General features: G+C 69.9%; 20 protein-coding genes. 8 read left to right on the forward strand and 12 right to left on the reverse strand.

The features are described 5' to 3' along the window. Window positions 1-48: 48 nt before the first annotated feature. From ACWCOV_RS16255 to ACWCOV_RS16265, 3 genes are all read right to left on the reverse strand, one after another. The gene (locus ACWCOV_RS16255) at window positions 49-393 is read right to left on the reverse strand and encodes a hypothetical protein (protein ID WP_449830049.1); all 345 of its coding nucleotides are present in this window, start codon (window positions 391-393) and stop codon (window positions 49-51) included. Window positions 394-541: 148 nt separating this feature from the next. Beyond that, window positions 542-754, reverse strand: a complete 213-nt coding sequence (locus tag ACWCOV_RS16260; protein WP_449830050.1) for a hypothetical protein — start codon at window positions 752-754, stop codon at window positions 542-544. 116 nt (window positions 755-870) lie between these two features. Beyond that, window positions 871-1,899, reverse strand: a complete 1,029-nt coding sequence (locus ACWCOV_RS16265) for a LacI family DNA-binding transcriptional regulator (RefSeq protein ID WP_449830051.1) — start codon at window positions 1,897-1,899, stop codon at window positions 871-873. A gap of 167 nt (window positions 1,900-2,066) precedes the next feature. Between ACWCOV_RS16265 and ACWCOV_RS16270 the strand changes: the two genes are divergently transcribed. Beyond that, window positions 2,067-2,771 carry a copper homeostasis protein CutC gene (locus ACWCOV_RS16270; RefSeq protein WP_449830052.1) on the forward strand — a complete coding sequence of 235 codons (705 nt, stop codon included), beginning with the start codon at window positions 2,067-2,069 and terminating at the stop codon, window positions 2,769-2,771. Beyond that, entirely contained in the window at window positions 2,768-3,025 is a 258-nt protein-coding gene (locus ACWCOV_RS16275) for a DUF4031 domain-containing protein (RefSeq protein ID WP_449830053.1), read from the forward strand. Before ACWCOV_RS16270 ends, ACWCOV_RS16275 begins: the two co-directional genes overlap by 4 nt. 39 nt (window positions 3,026-3,064) lie before the next feature. Here the strand turns inward: ACWCOV_RS16275 and tuf are convergent, their stop codons facing one another. Continuing rightward, entirely contained in the window at window positions 3,065-4,252 is a 1,188-nt protein-coding gene (gene tuf / locus ACWCOV_RS16280) for an elongation factor Tu (RefSeq protein WP_449830054.1), read from the reverse strand. Window positions 4,253-4,546: 294 nt separating this feature from the next. After that, window positions 4,547-6,928: a hypothetical protein gene (locus ACWCOV_RS16285; protein WP_449830055.1), complete on the reverse strand. Its 2,382-nt coding sequence runs from the start codon at window positions 6,926-6,928 to the stop codon at window positions 4,547-4,549. A 207-nt stretch (window positions 6,929-7,135) separates the two neighbouring features. Here ACWCOV_RS16285 and ACWCOV_RS16290 point away from each other — a divergent pair, with 207 nt between their 5' ends. Next, on the forward strand, window positions 7,136-8,020 hold the full coding sequence (locus tag ACWCOV_RS16290; protein ID WP_449830056.1) for a Gfo/Idh/MocA family protein: 885 nt from the start codon (window positions 7,136-7,138) through the stop codon (window positions 8,018-8,020). On the opposite strand, the gene ACWCOV_RS16295 is transcribed toward ACWCOV_RS16290, so the two are convergent. Together ACWCOV_RS16295 and ACWCOV_RS16300 are read right to left on the reverse strand one after the other, a co-directional pair. Continuing rightward, the gene (locus tag ACWCOV_RS16295) at window positions 8,004-10,265 is read right to left on the reverse strand and encodes an outer membrane protein assembly factor BamB family protein (RefSeq protein WP_449830057.1); all 2,262 of its coding nucleotides are present in this window, start codon (window positions 10,263-10,265) and stop codon (window positions 8,004-8,006) included. The two genes, ACWCOV_RS16290 and ACWCOV_RS16295, sit on opposite strands and share 17 nt — an antisense overlap. 103 nt (window positions 10,266-10,368) lie before the next feature. Beyond that, window positions 10,369-10,680 carry an ArsR/SmtB family transcription factor gene (locus tag ACWCOV_RS16300; protein WP_449830058.1) on the reverse strand — a complete coding sequence of 104 codons (312 nt, stop codon included), beginning with the start codon at window positions 10,678-10,680 and terminating at the stop codon, window positions 10,369-10,371. 88 nt (window positions 10,681-10,768) lie between these two features. On the opposite strand from ACWCOV_RS16300, the gene ACWCOV_RS16305 reads away from it, so the two are divergent. Genes ACWCOV_RS16305 through ACWCOV_RS16325 form a run of 5 tightly spaced genes read left to right on the forward strand, consistent with a single transcriptional unit; the run spans window position 10,769 to window position 19,343 of the window. Next, entirely contained in the window at window positions 10,769-11,959 is a 1,191-nt protein-coding gene (locus ACWCOV_RS16305) for an MFS transporter (RefSeq protein WP_449830059.1), read from the forward strand. 60 nt (window positions 11,960-12,019) lie between these two features. Then, the gene (locus ACWCOV_RS16310; RefSeq protein ID WP_449830060.1) at window positions 12,020-12,943 is read left to right on the forward strand and encodes a MurR/RpiR family transcriptional regulator; all 924 of its coding nucleotides are present in this window, start codon (window positions 12,020-12,022) and stop codon (window positions 12,941-12,943) included. Next, window positions 12,940-15,582 carry a family 20 glycosylhydrolase gene (locus ACWCOV_RS16315; RefSeq protein WP_449830061.1) on the forward strand — a complete coding sequence of 881 codons (2,643 nt, stop codon included), beginning with the start codon at window positions 12,940-12,942 and terminating at the stop codon, window positions 15,580-15,582. Before ACWCOV_RS16310 ends, ACWCOV_RS16315 begins: the two co-directional genes overlap by 4 nt. Window positions 15,583-15,592: 10 nt before the next feature. Further along, on the forward strand, window positions 15,593-18,412 hold the full coding sequence (locus ACWCOV_RS16320) for an alpha-L-fucosidase (protein ID WP_449830062.1): 2,820 nt from the start codon (window positions 15,593-15,595) through the stop codon (window positions 18,410-18,412). A 31-nt stretch (window positions 18,413-18,443) separates the two neighbouring features. After that, the gene (locus tag ACWCOV_RS16325) at window positions 18,444-19,343 is read left to right on the forward strand and encodes a hypothetical protein (protein WP_449830063.1); all 900 of its coding nucleotides are present in this window, start codon (window positions 18,444-18,446) and stop codon (window positions 19,341-19,343) included. On the opposite strand, the gene ACWCOV_RS16330 is transcribed toward ACWCOV_RS16325, so the two are convergent. The 5 genes from ACWCOV_RS16330 to ACWCOV_RS16350 form a co-directional block, all read right to left on the reverse strand. Beyond that, window positions 19,329-21,344, reverse strand: coding sequence for a HelD family protein (locus ACWCOV_RS16330; protein ID WP_449830064.1), 2,016 nt, complete (start codon window positions 21,342-21,344; stop codon window positions 19,329-19,331). The genes ACWCOV_RS16325 and ACWCOV_RS16330 overlap by 15 nt on opposite strands. Window positions 21,345-21,382: 38 nt before the next feature. Further along, window positions 21,383-22,183: a phosphatase PAP2 family protein gene (locus tag ACWCOV_RS16335; protein ID WP_449830065.1), complete on the reverse strand. Its 801-nt coding sequence runs from the start codon at window positions 22,181-22,183 to the stop codon at window positions 21,383-21,385. A gap of 113 nt (window positions 22,184-22,296) precedes the next feature. Beyond that, window positions 22,297-23,184: a carbohydrate ABC transporter permease gene (locus ACWCOV_RS16340; protein ID WP_449830066.1), complete on the reverse strand. Its 888-nt coding sequence runs from the start codon at window positions 23,182-23,184 to the stop codon at window positions 22,297-22,299. Continuing rightward, the gene (locus tag ACWCOV_RS16345) at window positions 23,181-24,122 is read right to left on the reverse strand and encodes an ABC transporter permease (RefSeq protein ID WP_449830067.1); all 942 of its coding nucleotides are present in this window, start codon (window positions 24,120-24,122) and stop codon (window positions 23,181-23,183) included. The genes ACWCOV_RS16340 and ACWCOV_RS16345 overlap by 4 nt, the downstream gene beginning before the upstream one ends. Next, entirely contained in the window at window positions 24,123-25,745 is a 1,623-nt protein-coding gene (locus ACWCOV_RS16350; RefSeq protein WP_449830068.1) for an extracellular solute-binding protein, read from the reverse strand. Window positions 25,746-25,778: the final 33 nt, after the last annotated feature.

Genomic DNA, 25,778 nt, shown 5'->3' on the forward strand with positions numbered 1-25,778 from the left:
CAATAGTAGTCTGGCTACATGTAGGGCAATCAGGTATTGCCCTGAGCGCTACGTGAGGTGCCCCAGGGGTGCGACGCTGATGCCGGCGCGTTCGCAGACCCAGTGCGGGTCGGGTCCCAGCTCGGGCTCGATCCGGAGCTCGTGGTCGTTGAGGTCGTCGCACGCGGTGCAGCGTGGCCAGCGGACGCCGGAGTCGACCAGCCGGTCCTGGACGTCCTGCGCGACCAGCCCGGCGATGTGCTCGGCGCCGTTCGGCCACTGGTCCAGCCACCACTGCCGGCCGGCCACCGCGTCCTCGAGTACCGACACCATCACCGCATCGTCGAATCCCCGCGCGGCCAGGTCGTGCAGCACCATGGCGCGGGCGGTCAGCAACACCCCGGGCTCGTTCATCGCCCTTCAGAGTGCCACGCCGTACCGACAAACCCCACGCCGCCCACCCCCGTCGTTCGAGGGGATATCCGTCCACGTGCAGCCTTCTCCCCTCGTACACCAGGGGAGAAGGCTGTGTTGGCGGGGATATCCCCTCGCGTGGGGTGGGTCAGTTCGCGGTGCAGGCCGGGTCGATCCGGTTGGCCAGCCGGAGCTCGCGCTCCGCGGCGGTCCGCAGTACGGCGCTGATCCGGGCGCGGACCGCGAGGGTCCGGCGCGGGGCCGGCTCGTCGTACGGCTGCTGAGGAGCGTTCGGAAGAGCCGACTGCGCCAGGTTGCGAGCGTTTTCGACGGCGGTGTTGCCTGCGATGAAGTACGTCATGGTGCTGCTCCCTTCCTGAGAGCGTGTTCGGTCGGCCGGCGGCCGGGCGGCCGTCGGAGATCGTGGGGGATCGGCCCGGGAACCCGGTGCGGGTCCCAGGTGTTGCTGTGTGGTTGTTACCTACGTGGCGCCGGCCCGCTGCTGGAGCGGACGACCAGCTCGGTGGGCATCAGCACCTGTCGTTCGGTGGTCGCCGGGTCGAGCAGGATCCGGCCGACGGCGCGGCCCTTGTCCCTGATCGGCTGGCGAATCGTGGTCAGCCCGGCCGGCTCGGCGGCCGGGATGTCGTCGAAGCCGGCCACGGTCAGGTCCCGGCCGGGGGTCAGTCCGCGGATCTTCATGGCCTCCATCGCGCCGAGCGCCTGTACGTCGCTCAGCCCGACGATCGCGGTCGGCCGGTCCTGGGAGTCGAGCACGTACTCGGCGCCCTTGAGGCCGGAGGAGAAGGCGTTGTACCCGCCGGAGACGATCCGCAGCTCGGCGTCCGGCAGCATCTTCTGCAGTCCGAGGATCCGGGCCTCGCAGTCGCTGCAGCCGACCTCGTCGAAGGTCAGCTCGACCGCTTCGTCGACGGCCTTGTCGACCAGGACGACGATGTCGCGGTGGCCGAGCCGGGCCAGGTGCTGGCCGAGCTTCGCCGCCGCCTCTACCTCGTCGATCGCGACCCAGGACAGCTCCGGGCGATCGCCGCGATCGGTCGAGACGGCCGGGATGCCGCGCGCGGTCAGGATGTCCACGGCCGGGTGGTCGCCCGGCACGCAGAAGATCGCCGCCGCGTCGATCGCCGCCTGCTGCACCGCGTTGCTGCCGCCGACGATGTCGGCCGAGCTGAGCGGCATCAGCAGCAGGCTGGTGCTGAACTCCTCGGCGACCTCGGCCAGGCCGGCCAGGAAGCCGACCGCGTACGGGTCCGAGAACGCGTACGCCAGCTTGTCGGTGAACAGCACCCCGATCGCGCCGGCCCGGCCGCTGCGGAGCGCCCGCGCGGACGCGTCCGGACCGGCGTAGCCGAGCTCGTGCGCGGTGGCCAGGATCCGCTCGCGGAGCGCGGCGGACAGCTGGTCGGGCTTGTTGTAGGCGTTGGAGACGGTCGACGGGGACACTCCGACGGCCTGGGCCACGGTCTTGAGCGTGACGCCTGCCATTTCAGTCTCCTTTCGCGGGGGCTGCCGCTTGCCGGGGCAGTCTTCTGGATCGTTCTTCTAAATCGTTCTAGAAAAACGATACAGAAGACTCTGGAGGAGTGCAACACCTATTTCCGGGTTCCGCCGTACCGCCGTCTGCCGGGCCGGCACCTGGGATGATTGCCGCCATGGGGTCGTTGCTGGAGGTCATCGCGCTGCATCCGGCGGACGCGGAGGCGGCGCAAGAGGGTGGGGCGGACCGGCTGGAGCTGTGCGCGGCGATGGAGGCCGACGGGCTGTCGCCGTCGGTGTCGACGGTCAGCGCGATCCGGCGCTCGACCGACCTGCCGCTCCGGGTGATGCTGCGGCTGTCCGACTCCTTCACGACGAACGGCGCCGAGCTCAACCGGCTGACCGCGATGGCGCAGGCCTACCTGTCGGCGGGGGCGAACGGGTTCGTGTTCGGGTTCCTGACGCCGGACAACGAGGTGGACGTCGAGTCGGTGGCGGCGCTGGCGAGCACGTTCGCCGACACACCGTGGACGTTCCATCGCGCGATCGACGCCGTACTGGAGCAACGGCCGGCCTGGCGTGCGCTGCGGACGCTGCCGGGGCTGGACTGCGTGCTGACTGCCGGGTCGTCGCTCGGGGTCGGTCATGGGCTGGACGACCTGTGCAAGCTGGCCAACGAGGAGCCCGCAGTGGCGAAGGTGATGATGGCCGGCGGCTCGTTGCAGCCGGAGCACGTGCCCTGGCTGTATCAGAGCGGCGTACGGCGCTTCCACGTCGGCTCGTCGGTCCGCCAGGACGGCTCGTGGACGAAGGCGTACGTGAACTCGCGCTTCGTCCGGGCCTGGCGCAACCTGCTCGACGCGCAGGACGCGCGCGGATGATCCTCATCGACCCACCGGCCTGGCCCGCCTGGAACAGAGTCTGGTCCCACCTCGTCAGCGACGAGTCCTACGACGAGCTCCACGCCTTCGCCCGCGCCGCCGGCATCCCCGCCCGCGGCTTCGACCGCGACCACTACGACGTCCCCAGCGACCGCTACGACGACCTCATAGCCGCCGGCGCCACCCCAGTCTCCAGCCGAGAACTGGTCCGCCGCCTGATAGCCGCCGGCCTCCGCCACCGCAAACGCAGATGAAACGGCCCCCAGTTGCTTGTGGCAACTGAGGGCCGTTGTTCAGTCGAGCAGCTCCGTCACCGTGCCGGCGGCGACGGTGTGGCCGCCTTCTCGGACGGCGAAGCCCAGGCCGGGGTTCATGGCGATGGGCTTCGAGAGTTCCACGGTGAGGTCGACGGTGTCGCCGGGCATGACCAGGGTGATGTCGCCCAGGTCGATGCCGCCGTCGACGTCCGTTGTGCGGAAGTAGAACTGGGGGCGGTAGTCCGGACCGAAGGGGCTGTGGCGGCCGCCTTCGGCGGTGGACAGGGCGTGCAGTTGCGCCCGGAACTTCCGGTGCGGTTGCACGCTGCCCGGCAGTGCCACGACCTGGCCGCGACGGACCTCGTCGCGCTTCACGCCACGCAGCAGCACGGCCGCGTTGTCGCCCGCCTCCGCGGACTCCAGCGACTTCCCGAACGTCTCGAGGCCGATCGCCGTACTGGTGACGGTCGGGCCGAGGCCGACCACCTCGACCGTGTCGCCGACCTTCAGCGAACCACGCTCGACCGCGCCGGTGACCACGGTGCCACGGCCGCTGATGGTGAGCACGTTCTCGATCGGCATCAGGAACGGCTCGCCCAGCTCACGGTCCGGGGTCGGCACGTAGGAGTCGACCGCGTCCAGCAGCTCGCCGATCGCGCCGGTCCACTGCGGGTCGCCCTCGAGCGCGCGCAGTCCGGAGACGCGCACGACAGGTACGTCGTCGCCCGGGAAGCCGTACTCCGACAGGAGCTCACGGACCTCCAGCTCGACCAGGTCGAGCAGCTCGGGGTCGTCGACGGTGTCCGCCTTGTTCAGCGCGACCACCAGGTACGGCACGCCCACCCGGCGCGCGAGCAGCACGTGCTCCCGCGTCTGCGGCATGGCGCCGTCCTGCGCCGACACGACCAGGATCGCGGCGTCCACCTGGGCGGCGCCGGTGATCATGTTCTTCACGTAGTCGGCGTGCCCGGGCATGTCGACGTGCGCGTAGTGCCGGGTGGCGGTCTCGTACTCGACGTGCGAGATGTTGATGGTGATCCCGCGCGCGACCTCCTCCGGCGCCCGGTCGATCCCGTCGAACGCGACGAACGAGTTGACGCCCGGGTCGCGCTCGGCGAGCACCTTGGTGATGGCGGCCGTCAGGGTGGTCTTGCCGTGGTCGACGTGACCCATCGTGCCGATGTTGAGGTGCGGCTTCGTCCGCACGAACTGGCTCTTGGCCATGAAGATTTCCTTTGGGTGTCAGAAGATTCGATGAGCCAGGACCCCCGGCTCGGCCTCCGCAGCGCTGTCACCGCACGGGAGGGGGCCGGTGAGCGCGCCACCCTCCTCCGCGGGTCCTGTCAGCAGGAGAAGGGTCGGCTTCGCGCGCCGGTGTGCGTCGTTGAATCGACTGACGCCGCCCACGTGGGAGCGCCCGTCAGGCCGGTGCCTGACAGGTCGTGCTCGAGAACCACGCGGAACATGTGCATCACGGTAGGAAGTAACGCTGCCGGAGGCAACAGAATTCCTGGGGTGCTAGTTCAGGGCGAAGAGGCGGGTGCCGTCGGAGAAGATGGGGCGGGCGCCGGCGACTGTGACGGCCGGTTTGTTGCAGGTGACCTCTTCGGACTGGGCGACGGACTCGGCGGTCGGGCCGGAGAGGATCGGGCGTGGCTGGATGCCGGTGGTGCCGATCATCACCGGGGAGCAGCTGCCGTTCGTCTGCGGCATCAACGTGACCACGCGCCCGTCCGGCAGCAGGCCGAACCCGTCCCGCGGGTACTCAGGCTGCTGCAGCTTCGGCGGCACCTCCAGCAGGTGGTGCCACTGCGGCGTCCCGTCCGCCGGGCTCACCGCGGACACGTCGTACGTCTGCGCCTGACCGGGATCGGTGGCGTTCCGGCAGGTCACCAGCACCAGCGAAGCCGGCGTAGCGGCGAGCTGAGCGTCACATGACGCCGACCCGAGCCGCGGCCGCGGAGTGCCGGGCACCGGCGTCGTCCAGATGATGCGGCCCTCGCCGACATCCACCGCCCACTGGTGGAGGGTGCCGCCCGCAGCGCCGGTCCAGATCAGGCCCGAGACCTCACGAGTGTCAGGTACGGCGACCAGGTCACCGACCCACGTGGCCGGGTCCAGCTCGGCACTCAGGTCGAACCGCGTACCCAGGTCGACCTCCCACCGCTGGTCGCCGTTCTTCAAATCCAGACCGCGTACGACGGCACCGTTGCCACCACACGCGTCGACGACCACCGCCTGGTCGCCCATCAGCTCGCCCTGCGTCACGCCGCAACGCAGCTGGGTCCGCCAATGCGTCGGGCTGCTCACACCGTGCGCCACGACGTAGCTGTCCTCCGACACCAGCAGCTGGTTCGCGTCGACCGCGAGCGCCGTGCCGTCGGTGTGCACCTCGGTGAGCACCTTCCCGCTCACCGCATCCAGTACGGCGTACGTCGGAAGGTCGATCCCGCTAGGTGCACGGGTCCCGCCGTACGGAAGGTGGGCGGCCAGCGTACGGCCGTCGCTGGAGACCAGCAGGCCCCGCGAACCGCTGGAGGCCGCGTCGTCGACGTCGGCCCGGGAGTACCGCCACCGGATCTGGCCGGTGTTCGCGTCGGACATCACCACGCCGTCCGGACGCAGCTCGGCGACGCCACCCGCCGTACCGGCGATGGCGCCGGTGGCCGGCACCTCGCGACTCCAGGCGAGGGCGCCGTCGAGCTGAACAGGCTGCTGCTCGGGCTTGGTGGTCGTAGTGGTGCTGACTGTGTTGGCTGTCTCCAGCCGGGCCTGCACGAACGGCTCACCCGCGGACACCACGATCCACGCGAGCAGTGACCCGCACACGACGGTCACACCGAGGCCGAGCAGTCGCGGTGGTGCTTGTGCGTACGCCGGTGCCAGCCGCAAGCGCCGAGCCAACGCCAAGAGCGCGCCGGCGAGGACAAGCGCGACGGAGGCGAGCAGCAGGTACGGCCAGCGCTCCGACATCGCCGCACCAGGCTGGGCAGCCGGCCAGCGCCACCAGCACAGGCCGACCGCGATCACACCGACGACAGCGAAGGTCAGAGCCGGGATGCTCACGAGTCGCGGCTGGGCCCGGCGAAACCATGCACACGCCAGGCCGGCCGACAACGCCGTACCGGCGATGGGTGCCCAGACCGGGAAGCCGGTGACCTGGTCCGGGTCGGCCGGCCACTTCGCCGCCGCGCCGAGACCACGGCCGAGCAGCACGGACGCGGCGACGACCGCACCGAGGGCAGCGCCGAGGTACACGATCGGGATCAGCCCGCCGATCGGCCGGGCCGCCTTAGGGACCCAGGACTCGACCTCCCGGGTGAGGCTGGTCCGGGCCGCCTGTTCCCACGCGTCGTGGCCGTGCTCGGTCGCGTACAACCGGGTCTCGGCCAGGCCCTGCAGGAACGACATCCGGCCGCGGGCGAACTCCCGGTCGCCGATGTGCGCGTACTCCTGCCGGATCCCCGCGGCGTACTCGTCGTACCGTTCGGCGGGCATGCCGAGGATGCGCAGGTCGGCGTCGCACAGCACCGCGCCGTTCGCGTCGTCCGGCTCGCAGTCGTGCTTGGCGGTCAGCCGGACCAGCCGGCCGATCTCCGCGACCCGGTCGGCGTCGACGCCGTACGCCGCGAGCTCGAGCTCGGCGAGCTGGGCCGAGACTTCCTCGTTCTCGCCGGGGTCGGCCTTCGGGTCGTAGATCGCGTCGTGGAACCAGGCGGCCAGCCGGACCGTGTCGGCGTCCTCGGCCTGGTCGGCCAGCTCGTCGATGGTGGCCAGCACCTCGGTCAGGTGCCGCTGGTCGTGATAGTGGCGATGTTGCTCTGCGTAACGAGCCAGCAGGTCCTCGCCCAACGGCTGCGCGTGCGGCAGCAGGCGATTCCACTGGTCGCGCAGGTCCATGGCTGGGAGTCTCGCACCCGGCGGGAGCCTGTACCGACCGATCCGGCGCTTACGGATAGTCTCGTGGCCAAAGCGATATCGGCTCGTCACCTGACCAGCGCGATGGGTGCGTCCGGCATCGAGTCCCACCGGTGCAATTGCGGTCCAGGTCACATCGAACCGGCTGGTCAGGCCGATCGGGCGGCCCGGCAACGAGATGGAGGGCGGATGCGATTCGGCCTGGTAGGCACCGGTCCGTGGGCGAACCTGACCCATGGCCCCGGGCTGCGCACAGCCGCGGACGCCGAGTTCGTCGGCGTCTGGGGCCGCGACCCCGGCAAAACCGCCGCCATCGCCGCCGACCTCGAGGTCACGCCGTACGACGACTACGCGGAGTTACTGGAATCCGTCGACGCCGTCGCGTTCGCCGTACCGCCGAAGGTGCAGGCGTCGATGGCGCTGGAGGCCGCCGCGATCGGCAAGCACCTGCTGCTGGACAAGCCGGTCGCGGACTCCCTCGACGACGCCCGGGCGCTGGCCGCCGAGGCCGCGGACGAGGGGATCGCGTCGGTGGTGTTCTTCACCCACCGGTTCGAGCCGCCGATCCGGGAGTTCTTCGCCGAGGTGCAGGCCAAGGGCGGGTGGAAGGGCGGCTGGTCGCGGATGCTGGCCGCGCTCGACGCGCCGGGCAACCCGTTCACGGACTCGCCCTGGCGGCGGGAGCAGCGGGGCGCGCTCTGGGACGTCGGGCCGCACGCGCTGTCCAACCTGACCGCGATGCTCGGCCCGATCGCCGGCCTCACCGCCGTCGGTGGCGAGGGGGACCTGGTGCACCTGGTCGTGACGCACGAGTCGGGCGCGACCAGTACGGCGAGCCTGGCGCTGTTCGCCCCGCCCGAGGGCAGCAACTTCGAGACCGGCATCTGGGGCGAGTCGGGTACGGCGATCATGCCGCTGAGCGACACGCCTGCCGTCGACTCGTACCGGCTGGCCGTGCAGGAGCTGGTCGCCGCAGCCGAGTCGGGTGAGTCGCACCCGGTCGACGTGACCTTCGGAGTCCGGGTGGTCGAGCTGCTGGCCTCGGCGGAGGAGCAGCTCAACGCAGCGCGATGACGGTGTCGGCGCCGGAGGTCAGGACCAGGTTGCCGATCGCCCGGACGTCGCGGCTGCAGGAGATCCCAGTCGGGAGACGGACCTGACGGAACCCGGTCCGGCTGATCACGTTGGCCCAGCAGGCGTCGGAGCCGCGGCTGAGCGAGATGACCCGGCCGTCGGCGGTGACCGTGACCTTGGCCCGTGGGTTCACCGGCGCGGCGGTCTGCCAGGCGGTCTCACCGGTGCTCGCGTCGATCGCGGTGACCAGCGTCTGACCGTTCTCCAGCTTCCGGGTCGCCGGGCAGTCCACCACGATCAGGTACCGACCGGCCGCGTTCATCAGCGTCCGGCAAGCCCAGGTCCGTGGCACCGACCACCGCCACCTGGTCTCACCGGTCCGCGGGTCGATCGCGGTCAGCGCGTCAGGTAGGTCGGAGTCGCCGCCGGGCTCGGCCACTACCACCAGACCGGCCACGACGACCGGCCGCCGGTACGTGTCACCGGACTGCTTGGTCCACAGCTTCTTGCCGGACTTCAGGTCGAGGCCGACCATCTCGTCGTCCTCGTCACCGCAGCTGCGGCCGAGGAAGGTGACCACGGTGTCGGTGGTGGCGACCGCGCCGATCCCGGTGCAGCGGCCCGGCTCGAACGTCCACCGGTCGCGGCCGTCCGGGTCGACGCCGCGCAGCTTGTCGGAGCCGCGGGAGACCCGCTCGCCGGTCAGCAGTGGTTCGGCCTGCTGGATCACGTGGTCCCTGGTCCGGCCCGGCCACGCCGCCTTGCGTTCGCCGGTGTTCGCGTCGAGCAGCAGGTAGCCGACGTCCGCGAACTGGGCCAGCACGTAGTCGCCGTTCCCGGTCGCCACGATGTTCGGCTTCTCGTCGGAGTCGGACCGGCTGTAGCGCCAGCGCAGTACCCCGGTGGCTGCGTCGATCATCTCCACCACACCGGCCTGCCTGGGTACGGCGATGCCGTAGCGGGTGCGGATCGCCTCCTCGGCGCCGGATCCGAGCATCGACTTGCTGACCCACGCGACGGTGCCGTCCAGCGTGGAGGCGGTGGCCTTGCCGGCCGGGCGGTTTGCGTCCTCGACCCGCTCGTTGGAGCTCAGCACGTAGTTGCGTGCGAGCGGCTGGATGATCAGCAACAGGGCCACTGCGACCACGGCCGGGACTACCAGCCAGGCGAGCTGTTGGCCGACGTTTCTGGGCGGGAGGAAGCGGGCAGACCTGGTGCGGAGGAGTGAGCCGACCAGAGCTGATGCACCGGCTGCCATCAGTAGGAGCAGTGCCGAGATCAGCAGCGGCACTCGGAGGCCGACGCCGACTGCCGGGTTGACTCGGGGCATCTGGGCCCAGGCGATCAGCAGTCCGGTCACTGCGGTGGCTACGACGGCGCCTGCGATGAGTAGCGCGCGCTGACTGGCGCTGCGGGCGCAGCGGAAGAGCACTGGTGCGCTGAAGAACGCGGCGACGGCCAGTACGACGGGCGGCCAGCCGATCTCGTCCTCGGCCGCCGGGACCTGCCAGGAGGCGCCGGACGCGGCGATGGCGACGACGGCGGAGGCGATGGCAGTGAAGGTGGCAGTCGCGGTGAGAGCGGCCTGCTGCCAACCACGCCAGGGTGCGGGGAGTTCGCTGTCCAGGCCGGCCAGCTCTGTCTCGAGGTTGATGCGTGCGACCGGGCTGAGGCGTTGGCGAGCCAGTTGGGTGCGGTAGAGGTGGCCGTCGAGTTGCTGGCGCACCTCGTCGTACCGGTGCTCGAGTGCGGACCTGCGGTCGGCGGCGTCTCGCCGTACCTCTGAGGTGTGGACGGCGTACCGGCTGGGGTCGGCGGCGAGGATGGCGTTGACGGCGTCGAGCAGCACGTCGCCGTTGGCGTCGCGGCGGGGTGGTGCGTAGGAGTCGGGTGGGGGCGCGGCCAGGTCGCCGGTGAGGCGGATCAGGCGGGCTACCTCGGCGATGCGGATGGGTGGCACGCCGTACTGCGGGAGGAGCTCCTCGGCGAGCTGCGCGGAGGCCTCGGCGTCCTCGGCAGGGGTGCCGCCGGGCTCGTGGACGGCGCGGTGCAGCCAGGCGGCCAGTCGCACGGAGGTGGGGTCGGTGGCGAGCTGGATGAGTGAGTCCAGCGCGGTGAGGACGATGTCGAGGTAGTAGTCGCGGTAGGCGCGGCGGTTGCGGTCGACGTACCGGGCGACCAGCTCGTCGGCCAGCTGGTCCGAGCCGGGCACCAGCTGGTCCCACCTAGCACGCAGCTCCACCACCGCAACAGTTTGCCAGCCACACCCCCACAGCAAACGCTCGATCTCCCCACCGAGACCTTGCAGGCACCACTCAGTTGCCCCTGCCCGGTGGCCGAGCCGCAGGCTACTGGCGGGCGGTGAGGATGCCGGTGAGAAGGCCTGGGTAGAGGGTGTCGAGGTCGTCGCGGCGGAGGGTGCTGATCCGGCGGGTGCCTTCGGTATGGGTGGTCAGGACGCCGGCCTCGCGGAGGATGCGGAGGTGGTGGGCCCGGGTGGAGGCGGTGACGGGGAGCTCGATCTCGCCGCAGGCGATGCCTTCGGGGGCGTCGGCCAGGGCACGGATGATCTGCAGGCGGACGGGCTCGCCGAGGGCCTGCAGCACCGCCTCGACCCGGATCTCGTCCCGGTCCGGCTGCGGTAACGCCTTCCTCGTCATGGTCCCATAATACGACACCCGTCGAACTTCGATGAACTTCGTAGTACGATCTTCATCGAACTAATCGTCTTCGTCCGGAAGGTCCCCGATGTCCGCACGGATCTACCTGCTCGGCGCCGGCGCGTTCGCGGTCGGCACCAGCGCGTACGTCGTGTCCGGCGTGCTGCCCGACGTCAGCTCCGAGCTGCACGTCTCGCTGACGGCCGCGGGCCAGCTCGCCACCGCGTTCTCCCTGTCGTACGCCGTCGGCGCCCCGATCCTGTCCACGCTGACCGGCCGCTGGGAGCGCCGTACCCTGCTGATCGCCGCGCTCGTCCTCGCTGCGCTCGGCAACCTGATCGCCGCCGTCGCCACCAACTACCCCGTGCTGATCGTCGGCCGGGTCGTGGCCGCCTTCGGCGCCGCGGTCTACACGCCCGCGGCCACCCTGTTCGCGACCGGCCTGCTGCCACCGGAGGAGCGGGGTAGAGCGGTCGCCATCGTCTTCGGCGGCCTCACCTTCGCCCTCGTCCTCGGCGTCCCCGCCGGCACGCTGCTCGGACCGACCCTCGGCTACAAGGGCGTCTTCGCGCTGATCACCGTCGTCGCCGTACTGGTCGCCATCGCCGAGCGCGCCGCCCTGCCGAAGGTGGCCGCGCCACCCGTGGTCAGTCTGCGCGAGCGGTTCGCCGGTGTGACCGACCGCCGGGTGCAGACCGTGCTGGCGATGTCGGTGCTCGGAGTCCTCGCCGCGTTCAGTGTCTACATCTACGTCGTCCCGCTGCTCAAGCAGACCGTGCACCTCGGTGGCAGCGCAGTCGGCATCCTGCTGCTCGTCTACGGACTGGGGGCCGTGCTCGGCAACCTGCTCGGCGGCCGGGCTACCGACCGCTTCGGCAGCCTCCGGACCCTGTACGGCGTCCTGGTCGGCAGCATCGTAATGGTCGGGACGCTGGACCTGTCCGCGACAACCGTGGTCGGTGCCGCGGCCGCGCTGTTCCTCTGGGGCATGTTCACCTGGGCCTTCAATCCGCCGATCCAGAATCTGCTGCTCGAACTCGGCGGTGGCTTGCTGATCTCGCTGAACGCGTCGGCGATCTACCTCGGCGCCGGGCTGTCCGCGGTGGTCGGCGGTCTGGTCATCCAGCTGGCTGGAATCACCTACCTGCCGCTGGTCGCCGCCGTACTGGACATCGCAGTGCTCGGCCTGCTCGTCACCCTGCGGCGTGACCCGGCGCTGCAGCGGGTCGAGCACCTGGACGAGGAAGAAGAGGTCCTCGCCGTAGTTGCCGACCAGTAGGTCTTGACACCGCTGTCAGCCTGACGCAGTGTTTCATCGATCCGCCCGATCGGTGAATGGATGATTCACGTGCGCGACCCCGCCCCTCCGCAGCCGCCGGCTGACATCGCCGACCGCGTCCGGGCGACGCTGCCGCGACTGACCGGTGCGCTGCGCCTGGTCGCCGACACCGTGCTCGCGGAGCCGGAGTTGGTGGCCGAGCTGTCCACCGCGGCGCTGGCGGAGCGGGCCGGGGTGTCCCAGGCGAGCGTCACCCGGTTCGCGCAGGCGATCGGGCTGGCCAACCACCAGCAGTTGCGGATCGCCGTCGCGACCCAACTGGGCCGCGCGACGGTCCCCGGCTGGAGCACCGACCTCGGCCCGGTGATCACCGATGACGACCCGGTCGCCCGGGTCGCCACGGTGGTCGCGAACGCCGACATCCGGGCCATCACCCAGACCGTCGACCAGCTCGACCTCGAAGCCCTCGACCGGGCCGCGCACGCCCTCGCCGCGGCCCGGCGGATCGACGTGTACGGCGTCGGCGGCAGCTCGACCATCGCCGCCGAGCTCGAGATGCGGCTGTTCCGGATCGGCGCGCAGGTCCGGGCCTGGCCCGAGATCCACGGCGCCGCCACCTCGGCGGCCCTGCTCACCGCCGCCGACGCGGTCGTCGCGATCTCCCACTCCGGTACGACGGCCGAGGTCCTGGAACCCGTCGAGCTGGCCCACGAGCGCGGCGCGACCACGATCGGCATCACCAGCGATCCGCGGTCACCGCTGGCCGGCGTGGCCGACGAGGTGCTGACCACCGCCGTACTCGAGACGTCGTTCCGCAGCGGTGGTCTGGCCGCGCGGCACTCCCAACTGGTCGTCACCGACTGCCTCTACATCCGGGTCGCGCAGCTGACCTCGGAGCGGGCCGGTCAGGCGATCGACCTCACCGCAGACATCAGCTCGAAACACTCCGTCCGCACTCGCCGCTCCCGAGGAGACAGACGATGAAGTCCCGCCTGATCGCGGGTGTGCTGGGCACGGTCCTGCTTGCCGCAGGCCTGGTCAGCACCCCGGCGACCGCCCAACCCGTCACCCCGAAGACCGTCCCCGCTCTGACCGGTTGGCAATCCGCCGCCGGCACGTTCGAACTCACCCGGCAGAGCCGCGTCCTGGTGGAGCCGCACCGGACGGCGGTGCACGACGATGCCGCCACCTTCGCCGCTGACGCGAAGGAGCTGACCGGACGCCTGCTCCCGGTGGTCCGCAGTACGTCGGCCGGTCGTGCCGGTGATCTGCTCGTGCGACTCGACCCGGCCCGGGCGGATCTCGGGGCCGAAGGCTACGAACTGACGGTCGGCAGGACCGCCAGCATCACCGCGAAGACCGACGCCGGCGCGTTCTACGGCACCCGGACGGTTCTTCAACTCCTGAAGGCGAAGACGATCCCGGCCGGCCACGTCGTCGACGTACCGGAGTACGCCGAGCGCGGCGTCGGCGTCTGCGCCTGCCTGATCAACGTCTCGACAGCGTGGTTCGAGCGGCTGGTCAAGGATGCGGCGTACCTGAAGCTCAACCAGTTGTGGGTCGAGCTGAAGGTGAAGAGTGACACGCATCCCGAGTCGGTCGAGTGGGGCTACTACACCAAGCCGCAGCTCGCTGCCCTGCAGCAGCTCGCCGACAAGTACCACGTCACGATCGTGCCCGAGGTCAACTCACCCGGCCACATCGAGCCGTGGATCCGCAACCGGCCGGACCTGCAGCTCACCGACAGCTCCGGCCAGAAGCAGGTCAGCCGGCTCGACATCACCAAGCCCGAGGCGTTCGACTTCCTCACCGACATCATCGACGAGAACCTGAGCGTGTTCCGGACGCCGTACTGGCACATGGGCGCGGACGAGTACATGCTCGGCTCCGACTACGCGCGCTACCCGCAGCTGCTCGCGTACGCACAGCAGAAGTTCGGGCCGGACGCCGTGCCGCAGGACGCGTTCGTCGACTTCATCAACCGGATCAACGCCTACGTGAAGGCCAAGGGCAAGACGCTGCGGATCTGGAACGACGGCATCACCACCGCGGCCACGGTCCCGCTGGGTCGCGACATCGTGGTCGAGCACTGGCTAGGCAGCGGGGTGAAGCCGAGTGCGCTGCTCGCCGACGGACGCAAGGTGATGAACGCGGCCTACGCGCTCTACAACGTGCGCGGCGGGTTCAAGACCAACCCGCAGCAGCTGTATACGTCGGGCTGGTCGCCACTGAAGTTCGACGGCGAGACCGTCACCGACCGGAGCGGCATCACCGGCGCCAAGATCACCCTCTGGCCGGACAACGGCTCCGGGAACACCGAGAACGAGATCGAGGCCGAGGTCCGGATGCCGTTGCGGTTCGTCGCGCAGGCGACCTGGGGCACCCCGCAACCGGACCCGGACTACGCCACCTTCGCAGCCCGCGCGGACGCGGTCGGCCGCGCGCCCGGCTTCGACAACGTGAACCGCACACCGGTTGCCGCAGGCACCTATTCGCTCACGGCCGGCGGCAAGTACCTGGGCGCCGGAGCCGAAGGCGACCAACTCACCCTGAGCGGAGTGGAGTCCGCCTGGGACGTGCAGCCGACCACCGACGGCTACTACACGCTGACCAACCTGGCGTCGGGCCGCTGCGCCGAGTCCCGCCTCGGCACCCGCTACCTCAACACCCCACTAGAGCCCGGTACGGCGATCACCGCGCAGACGTGTGACGCCACCAACCGCCTGCAACGCTGGCAGCTTGCCAAATCGGGTGACCGCATCACGTTGGTCAACGCGATCACCCGGATGGTGGCGAAGTTCGACGGCAACGGCCTGGTCCAGCAGATCCCGGACGGCCACAGCCCGGCTCCGCTCACGCTCGCCCCGGTGATCAGGTCGACGGCCGTCGTCGATCGCCAGACGATCACGCCGGGCACTGCCGCCACGCTGACTGTCACCGTCGCCAACACCACCAACTCGACCGCGACCGATGTCACCGTGACGCCATCCGTCCCCTCCGGCTGGACCGTCGCCCCGAGCAAGCAGTCGCTGCCGACGCTTTCTCCGGGAGCCTCGAACGATCTGGCGTTTACCGTGACCCCACCCGCCGATGCCCCGGCGTCCACGGTCGCGCTCGGCGCAGTCACGTCGTACGTCCAAGGGAGTCAGCACGAGCTCGCGACGACGGCCGGTGTCCGGCTGAGTTGTGTGCCGGAGGCGAGCAGCCCGGTGGCGGTCACGTACGTCGACAGCGAGGAGACGGCTGGGGAGGACGGCCGGGCGGTGAACGCGATCGACGGGAACCCGGCGACGTTCTGGCACACCGAGTGGTCCGCGACGCAGCCGCCGCCACCGCACGAGATCCAGCTCGACCTGGGTGCGACGAGGTCGGTCTGCGCGGTGACGTACCAGACCCGGCTGAACGCGACCAACGGCCGGATCGCGGACTACGAGATCTACCTGAGCGCCGACGGCGCGAACTGGGGCCGGCCGGTGGCCAAGGGCACGTTCGCGAACAGCCCGGACGCCAAGTGGGTGCCGATCGCGACCACCACCGCCCGCTACCTGCGGCTGGTCCAACTGTCCGAGGCGACCGGGAACCCGTTCGGCACCGCCGCCGAGATCACCGTCGACGCGAAGTGAGGGCGATGACATGCGAGCCGCAGCCGTCCTGCTCGCCGCTGCCCTGGCGGCGAGCGTGTTGACCGGTGTCCAGGCCCAGGCGGCCGATCCCGACGTACTGGACGTCTCGTTCGGTGGATCGTTCTCGAGCGGCAACACGTACACGGCCGCGACCGGTGAGGTGATGGGTGGCACGGTCACCCGCCGGTCCGGTGCGGAGTCGCTCGACCCGGCCCGTGGTGTCGTCCTTGCAGGCGGCTCCGACGGGATCCGCTTCCAGCCGGGTACGGCGCTCAGCGGCGGTGACGTCCAGCGGTCGTTCCTGATCGAGACCGCGTTCACCCCGGACGCGACCCAAGGCTCGCTGGCCACGATCACCGCGATCGGCGGTGCGATCTTCGGCCGGTACGACGGCACGAACCTGCAGTACGGCTTCAGCGTCGAGAGCGGTGGGGAGTGGCGCGACGTCGTACAGACCGTGCCCGTGCCGTCTGCCGGTGCGCAGCACGTGCTCGCGCTGGCCTATGAGGTGACCAGTGGCGGCGCCACGTTGCACGCGTTCCTCGACGGGCAGCAGTCGCCGGCCGCGGTCAGTACCGATGGCACGGCGACCTGGCATCCGGACGCAGGTGCGGACATCGGGGTCGGCAACGAGGTGCACCCGTCGGCCCTGCAGCGTGGGCTCGACGGCGCGATCCGGCAGGTGCGGCTCGCGACGTTCAGCGGCGCCTTCAACCCGGCGGACCTTCGGCTGGCGAAGCCGGTCGTGTCCACGTCCAAGGTCGCGGTCGGGTTCGAGGGCTCGATCGGGGCCGATGGCAACTACCAGCCGGCGCTCGGTGAGAAGGCCGATCCGGTCCCGGTGGTCAACGGGGGAGTGGTGACCGAGCCCGGCCGATTGCGGCTGTCCGGCAAGGGTGGAATCAGCTGGCAGGGAGCTCAGCTGGACGGCGGGGTGCTGGCGGAGACTGTGGTGGCGCCGGATGTGCTTCGCCCGGGTGTCGAGCTGATCGACCTGCTGGGACTTGCCCAGTTGGTCGTCGGTGCAAAGGACCTGGAGCTGAAGGCGGGCGGCGAGACCGTTCCGCTCCAGCTCGGCGCGCCCGCGGTCAAGGAAGGTGTGCGCTACCACCGGTTCGGTCTGGCGATCGAGAACGGCGACACCGTGACAGCGCTGGTCAACGGGACCCCGGTGAGCAGGACGCTCGCGGGCCAGTCGAACGGCCAAGTGCGCTGGCTGACCGGTGCACGCGGTATGGCCTACGGCATCGGGGTGAGCACCTTCCTCGGCAAGCCACCGGTGGAAGCACAGACCTTGCAGGCACTCCCGTGTGTGGTCGGCAAGCCAAGCCCGGCCCGCACGATGCCCGTCGCGGAGGGGGAGTGCGCCACCTCGCTGGTGGCCAAGGCGGCGGCGATCCGACCGGATGCGCGGCAGGTCGCCTGGCAGCGGATGGAGCAGACGGCGTTCCTGCATTTCGGCGTGAACACGTTCACCGGCCTGGAGTGGGGGCACGGCGACGAGGACCCGAACCTCTTCCAGCCGACCGGTCTCGACACCGACCAGTGGGCCCGCACCCTGCGCGACTCCGGCTTCAAGCTGGCCATCCTCACCGTGAAGCACCACGACGGCTTCCTGCTCTACCCGTCCCGCTACAGCAAGCACAGCGTTGCCTCCAGTTCGTGGCAGGACGGCCAGGGCGACGTGGTCCGAGCGTTCGTCACGTCGATGCGCAAGTACGGCGTGAAGGTCGGCTTCTACCTGTCTCCGGCCGACGAGAACCAGTACTTGGACGGCGTCTACGCCAACGGCAGCGCGCACACCCCACGCACCATCCCCACCCTGGTCGCCGGCGACGACCGGGCCGGCCGGGACCTGCCGCAGTACACGCTGACCGCCTCCGATTACGGCGCCTATATGCTCAACCAGCTGTACGAGTTGCTGACCGAGTACGGCCCGGTGGACGAGGTGTGGTTCGACGGCGCGCAGGGCCGGATCCCGCCGGACAAGGTGGAGACGTACGACTTCCCCAGCTGGTACACCCTGATCCGTGAGCTCGCGCCGCAGGCCACGATCGCGGTCAGCGGCCCGGACGTGCGCTGGGTGGGCAACGAGTCAGGCCTGGCCCGGCCGGACGAGTACAGCGTCGTCCCGACGATCACCAAGCCGAACGGCGCACCGGAGTACGCACTCGGGTACGCCGCTGCCGACCAAGGCAGCCGCAAGGCGCTCCTGGCCGGGCGGGACGCCGGTGCGACCGAGCTGGCCTGGTGGCCGGCGGAGTCGGACGTGTCGATCCGCGAGGGCTGGTTCCACCACCCGGAGCAGGAGCCGAAGACGGTCGCGCAGCTCACCGACATCTACTACAAGTCGGTCGGCCGGAACTCGGTGCTGCTGCTCAACATCCCGCCCGACCGCCAAGGCCGGTTCGACGAGCGTGACGTGACCAGACTGGCCGAGTGGCGAGCGCAGCTGGCCGCGGACATGCCAGACGACCTCGCCCGGCGGGCAAGGGCGTCCGGTGACGGCGTCAGCCCGCAGGCGGCGATCGACGGCAACCCGGACACCTCCTGGCGGAACCCGGGGACCGGCACGCTCACGCTGTCTCTGCCCGAGCCCGCCGGCGTCCGCCGGGTGTCGCTCGGTGAGGACATCCGGTACGGCCAGCAGATCGAGGCCGGGGTGGTCGAGGTACGGACCGGCGACGGCTGGCAGCAGGTGGCCACCTTCGGCGCGGTCGGGCAGCGCCGGATCCTGGCCTTGGAGACTCCGGTGGAGACCAGCGCGGTCCGGATCCGGATCACCCGGTCCAGGGCGAAGGTGAGGCTTGCAACAGTCTCCGTTTTCTGACTCGCACCCCCGTTGAGGCAGGCTTAGCGGCATGCGTTTCCTGGCCGCGCTGATGCTGCTCACGTCGATGACCGGCGCCGGCGACCCCAACTCCGTGATCGAGGGCTGGAAGACCTCACCGGTGTACGTCGACTCGACGCAGAGCGTGCTCGTCTCCGATGAGGAGGCCGCCGAGCTGGCCGAGCGGGTCGAGAACTCCGACCCGGCCATCCGGATCGCCGTACTGCCGGAGGAGGCGCTCGACGACGGGCGGCGGGACAAGCAGATGTCCGCGCAGGCGTTCGTGGACACGGTCGCCTACAAGCAGGCGTCGGACGGGATCTACCTGGTCGTGTTCGGCGACCGGATCACCTGGGCGAAGGCGGTCGGCGTCACTTCCCCGATCGACAGCGTCCTGGCCGAGGAGCTGCGCAAGCACGGCCGGTCCGACCCGGTCGGCACGCTCAACGGGGTGCTGGACCAACTCGACGTACCCAAGTCGTCCAGCGGGGTGCCGGGCTGGTTGGTGGCGTTCCTGATCACCCTGGGGCTGGCGGCGGCCGCTGGCGCGGCGGTGTGGTGGTGGCGGTTGCGTCAGGAGACCGAGGAGGAGCCTGCGCCGGAGGAGGATCCGCAACCGGACACCTTGGAGGAGCGGAGGGCGCTGGCGCGGGAGGAGGTCACCCGGTTCGGTGCAGAGCTCGACGCCGCCGGTCTGCCCACGGACGGGCTCGGCGAGGAGGCCGCGACGGACCTGCAGGCGGCCCAGGCTGCGTACGCCGCCGCGACCCGGGTGGTCGACGGCAAGCCGGACGACGACCAGTTGCGCGGCGTCCGGGCGACGGTCGGGTACGGCCGCTGGCGGCTGGCCTGCGCACAGGCCAGGGCGGAGGGCCAACCGGTGCCGCCGTTCCGGGCGCTCCGGCCGGTGCGGCGTTCAGGCGGTCTGTAGGACTGCCGGCAGGTCCTCGCTGTGCAGGACGGCCAGCGACGTGACCGCACGGGTCAGACAGACGTAGAGGCGGCGGAGCCCGGTGCGCTCGTCGGCCTCACCGGCGACGATGCCGGCCGGCTCGACCAGGACCACGTGGTCGAACTCCAGACCCTTGGCCAGTGACGCCGGTACGACGTCCAGGTGCGCGTCGACGTCGTCCTCGTCACCGAGCACGGAGAACGGGATCCCCTTGTCCTGCAAGGCCTTCCGGGTCGCCTTGACCAGGGCGTCCGGGACGATCAGGCCGATCGAGCCGGGGCGCGACGACACCTCGTCCACGGTCGACACGGCCGCGGCGAGGCTGTCGGGTACGCGCGTGATGGCGAGCTCACCGCGCGAGCGCCGTACTGCGGTGGGCGGGGTGAGGTGTGGAGCGATCGACGGCAGCAGGCGGGCGGCGTACTCGATCACTTGACCGGGCACGCGGAAGCCGGCGGTCAGCTCCTCGGTGTGGGCGCCGGTTTTGCCCAGGTGCCCCAGGGCCTCGTCCCAGGACGGTGTCGCCCACGGTGTGGTGCCCTGCGCGATGTCACCGAGCACGGTCATCGAGCCGGTCGAGCATCGGCGTCCGACTGCCCGCAGCTGCATCGCCGACAGGTCCTGCGCCTCGTCCAGGACCACGTGCCCGAGTGACGGCGTACGGTCGACCAGATCGGCGACCTCATCGATCAGAGTGGCATCGGCGACCGACCACTTCGCCGCGCCGGCCGACCGGGGCGCCTTGTCCCACTGCAGCAGCTCCTGCTCCTCAGCGGTCAGGATCCCGTCGGCGTGCTCGGCCAGCAGCTCCGGGTCGGTGAACAACCGGAACACCAGCTTCGCCGGGTCCACAGCGGGCCAGAGCGCCTCGGCGTACTGCTTGACCGGACGGCTGCGCGCGACGGCGTCCTGCACGCGGTCGTCGGGCGAGTCACCGGCCGCCTCCATCCGCAGCAGCACGGCGTGCGCTAGCCGCTGCGGCAACATCGCCCGACCGGCGCCGTACCGAATGCCGCGGGTCCGCAGCTCGTTGACCAATTCCTCAGCCTGGTACGCCGCGACCCGCCAGCGATGCGCCCCACGCGGGACGACCAGCGCCTCCTTCGGCAGCTGCACCTGCGACCACACGGCCCGATGCAGCACCTCCGCCATCCGGGCGTCACCCTTCAGTACGTCGACCGCCGCCGGACCCGGCCCGGTCACGCGAACTCGCGCGACCAGCTCCTCGACCGTCGTCTGCTTCGCCTCGATCTCACCCAGCGCCGGGAGCACGTCACCGATGTAGCGGAGGAAGCTCGCGTTCGGCCCGACCACGAGCACGCCGGCCCGGCTGAGCTGGTCGCGGTACGCGTAGAGCAGGTACGCCGCCCGGTGCAGGCCGACCGCGGTCTTCCCGGTCCCGGGCGCCCCCTGGACGCAGATGGTGTCGTCGACGCCGGCCCGGACGATCACGTCCTGCTCGGGCTGGATGGTCGCCACGATGTCGCGCATCGGGCCGGAGCGCGGGCGCTCGATCTCGGCGTCCAGGATGTCGCTGTGCTGGTCGGTCGGCGCCGGGGCGGTCAGGTCCTCGTCCTCGAAGGCGGTCATCTCGCCGTGCGTGAAGCCGAACCGCCGCCGGACGCCGACCCCCATCGGCTCGGTCCGGCTGGCCCGGTAGAACGGAACCGAGATGTCTGCTCGCCAGTCCACCACCAGCGGCTCGCCCTGCGCGTCGTTCACGTGCCGGCGGCCGATGTGGAACGTCTCGGTGGTCGGCTCCAGGTAGTCCAGCCGGCCGAAGAACAGCGGCACCTCGGGGTCGTCCTCGAGCTCCTTCATCCGCCGCCAGATCGCGGCTTTCAGGAACTCCTGGTTCACCCGGTCGGCGCTGTGGATCTCCAGCGCGCCGGTCTTCTCCCGCATCACCGCCAGCGCGGCACGGGACGTCTTCAGGTAGTCCTTCTCGGCCTGGAGGGTGTCGGACGTATCAGCGGGCACAGCGAACCTCCGGCAAGGGGTGGGGAAGCCCAGCTACGTTACTTGAGCACCCTGCGGGGCGAAACCGAATTTCGGGCTCGCAGGTCGTCGTGCAGGCCCGGGCCGAGCAGCAGCGGGAGGCTGACCGCGAGCAGGAGCAGGGCGACGATCCCGTCCAGCCAGTAGTGGTTGGCGGTCACCACGACCACGCCGAACGTGATGATCGGGTGCAGCAGCCACAGCCAGCGCCAGCGCGTCCGGGTGATCAGGATCATCGACAGCGCGATCAGGGCGGCCCAGCCGACGTGCAGGCTGGGCATCGCGGCGAACTGGTTGGCCACGCCGCCGGAGCGCTCCGCGCCGTACACCGACAGCCCGAACTGCAGGCCGGTGTCGACGAATCCGGGCATCATCCGCGGCGGCGCGAGCGGGAACACGATGTGCCCGATCAGCGCCAGCCCGGTCACCGACACGATCGTCCAGCGGACGCGGGTGTAGGCCTTCGGCCGCCAGATGCTCAGCCAGAGCAGCACGCACGCCGTCAGCGGGGCGTGCACGCTGGCGTAGTAGAGGTTCGCTCCCTCGACCAGTTGCGGGATCTCGAGCGCCGCGTGCTGGATCGATGCCTCGTTCGGCAGGTGCAACCAGTTCTGCAGCGCGAGGATCTCCCGGGCGTGGTCGAACGCCGACCCGGTGTGCTTCGCGGCGATCTGCCGGCCCGCGCTGTAGACCAGAAACAGTGTGGCCAGCAGGATCGCTTCCCGCACCACCCGCCAGACGACCGGCGCGGGCCTCCTCCTCGCGTCCCGCCCCTCGCCTTCCCCACCCAACCCCACCCGCTCGAGCGCCTGCGTCCCCATAGTGTTCGACGGTACCTGGCGTTCGGTGGGGATTTGCCCAGGCGAAACCCTGGCGTTGCCCCTGGGCAAACCCCCGGACGACGGTTCGTGACGCACCCGTCACAGGGTTGGGATCAACCCTTCACGGCGCCGGTCAGGACGCCCTTGGCGAAGTGCCGTTGCAGGAACGGGTAGATCAGCAGGATCGGAACGATCGAGACGACCAGGATCGCCATCTGGATGGACGCCTGCGGCGGCAGCAGCTCGGTGCCGAGCTCGGCGCTGCCCAGCTGGGTGTCGTTGATGACGTACGTGCGGAGCACCAGCTGCAACGGCCACAGCTTGCTGTCGTTCAGGTACAGCAGGGCGCTGAAGAACGCGTTCCAGTACGCCACCGCGTAGAACAGCCCGATCACCGACAGCACCGCCTTGGACAGCGGCAGCACGATGTAGCCGAAGGTCTTCAGCTCGCCGGCGCCGTCCATCCGGGCGCTCTCGGTGAGCTCGTTCGGCAGGTTCATGAAGAACGCCCGCAGCACGATCACGTTGAACGCGCTGACCATCGTCGGCACGATCAGCGCCCAGATGCTGTCCAGCAGCCCGACGCCCTTGACCACCAGGTACGTCGGGATGATGCCGGGGGAGAACAGCATGCTGAACAGGATCACCAGCAGGATCGGGCGCCCGGCCGTGAACGACGGCCGGGACAGCGCGTAGGCGAGCAGGCACGACACGGTGAGGCTGAGCGCCGTCCCGACCACCGTGACGAACACGCTGACGAACAGCGCCTGGGTCACCACGCCGCCGGCGAACAGCGACTCGTACGCCGCGAAGCTGATCGACTCCGGCAGCAGCACCAGCCCGCCGGACTCGTTGATCTGCTTGTTCGGCGCCACGCTGGTCGAGATCACCCCGACGAACGGCAGGATCACCGCAGCGCAGAACACCAGCAGCATGAGTCCCTTGAAGATCCGCATCGGCCAGGACGGCATCGGCACGCCCTGCACCATCTTGCGTGTCATCGCTGGTACACCCCCTGCTCGCCGAAGATGTGCGCCACCTTGTTCGCGGCCAGCACCAGAGCCACGCCGACCAGGCCCTTGACCAGGCCGACCGCGGCGGCCACGCCCCAGGCCCCGCCGATCACGCCGTTGTTGTAGACGTAGGTGTCCAGGACCTCGCTGACGTCCCGGCCGACCGCCTGCTGCTGCAGGATGATCTGCTCGAAGCCGACGGTCAGCGAGTCGCCGAGCCGCAGGATGAACAGCAGGATGATGATCCCGCGCAGCCCCGGCAGCGTGACGTGCCACAGCTGCCGCATCCGGCTCGCGCCGTCCACGCTCGAGGCCTCGTACAGCTGGGAGTCGATCTGGGACAGCGCGGCCAGGAACAGGATCGTCGCCCAGCCGGTGTCCTTCCAGATGATCTGCGAGGTCAGCAGCACGTGGAACAGCTCGGAGTTCCCGATGATGTCGATCGTCGCGAGGTCGTGTGATCGCAGGTAGTTGTTCAGCAACCCGCTGCCGCCGAGCATCTGCTGGAACAGCGCGACCACGATCACCCACGACATGAAGTGCGGCAGGTAGAGGATGCTCTGCGCGATCCGTTTGATCCGCTCCGAGAACAGCGAGTTCAGCAGCAGGGCCAGCAGGATCGGCGCCGGGAACACGAAGATCGACTGCAGGCAGGTCAGGATCAAGGTGTTCTTCAGCGCCCGCAGGAACGCCGGATCGCCGTTGAAGATCACCAGGAAGTTCGACCAGCCGGACCAGTCGCTGCCGCCGATGCCGAGGAACGGCTGGTAGTCCTTGAACGCGATCACGTTCCCCAGCAGCGGCACGTAGTGGAACGCGATGATCAGCGCGGTCCCGGGCAGCGCGAACAGCAGCAGCACCTTGTCCCGGAGCAGCCGCTGCCCCAGGCTCAGCTGCTGCTGTCGCGTGGTGGATCGCTGGAGCATCTACTTCCCTGCCGCCTCGGAGAAGGCCTTCTCGAGCTCGCCGCGCATGGTGTCGCCGCCGGACGACTTCCAGGTCTGCACAGCCGCGGTCCAGTCGGACACCGGCTTCTTGCCCTGCACGATCTGCGACTCCAGGTCGGTCATCGTCTTGGCCAGCTGGGTCTGCTTCTTCGACTGGGTGTCGGAGTACAGGCCGTACGACGCGTCGTACACGAGCCGGTCCGCCATCTTCTGCTGGATGGCGTGCTGGTTCTGCGGCACGTCGGGCTTGCCGGCCCAGTACAGCGCCAGCGCGGAGTCGCTGATGTACTGCAGGCCGATGCCGGTCTCCACCACACCGGTCTTGGTCGGCACCGGGTCGGTGCCCTGCAGCGCGTAGTGGCGGCCGGCGACGCCGTACTTGCGGAACAGGTACTCCTCGGTGCCGAACGGCGCGGCCATCCAGTTGGCGATCTTCAGCAGCGTGTCGGCCGAGTGCTTGCTGTCCTTGCTGAACGACGTGATGTTGTTCAGCGCCGAGCCCATCCACGGCGCGCCCTGGCCGCTGTCGAAGCCTGGTACGTCGAGCATGTTCACCGAGAACGCGTCACCGGCGGTGTTGTCGGAGTAGTACTGGTTCCAGGCGACGAAGCTGTCGTAGTCGAACGCCGCGATACCGCCGTTGAACCACTGCTTGCGGGCACTGGCCTTGTCGTTGAAGGCGTCCGGGTTGATCACGCCGGCCTCGACCATCTTGCGGCCGGCCTCGAGCGCCTCGAGCTGCGCCTCGTGCTCGTACATCGAGGTGAACTTGCCGCCCTCTTCCTTCCAGACGTTGGGGATCATCAGCATCTGGCGGATGGTGGACAGCGGCACCCGGGTCCAGGCCCACTTGTTCTGCTTGGCCGCGGTCATCTCCTTGGCCAGGTCGAGGAACTCCTGGAAGTTCTTCGGCGCCGGGTCCTTGATGCCCTTCGCGGCCAGCAGGTCCGCGCGGTACAGCGGCAGCGACGTCCGGGACATGCCGCGCGGCACCGGGACGCCGTAGATCGCGCCGTTGAAGACGCAGCCCTTCCAGTACTCGGTCGGGATGTTCGCCAGGAACGGGTACTTCTTCACCGCGTCACCGGACAGCTGCTCGGTCAGGTCCATGCACTTGGCCTTGACCAGGCCGGGGATCTGCACGGTGTCGACCGGGATGTTCAGGATGTCCGGCAGGTCGCCGCCGGCGATCCGGGTGGCGAACTTGTCCTTGTACTCGTCGTTCGAGGCCATGCTGATCTGCAGCTCGGAGCCGAGCCGCTGGTTGACCGCCTGCCAGAACTGGTTCTTGTCCGCCGCCGGCGGGATCGCGCCCGGGATGTTGGTCATGAAGGTGATCGGCTTGCCGTCGCCGGGCGCCTCGGCGATCGCCCGGACCGGGTTCGCCGGGTACTTCAGGAACCCGTCCAGGACGACGTCGGTGCCGGGCAGGTCGGGCTTGATGTCGCCGTACTTGGTGTAGGTCGGCAACTTCACGGCCAGGTTGGCGGCGGCCGAGTTCTTCTTGTCCGAAGCACACCCGGCCAGCAGCGGCGTACCGGTGACCGCGACAGCGGCGGCGGCCAGGCCGCCGCCGAGGAATGTTCTTCTGCTGACTGGCATGAGGCCTCACTTCCATCGGAGGGCCACACCATG

This window comes from Kribbella sp. NPDC002412 (assembly GCF_053592935.1).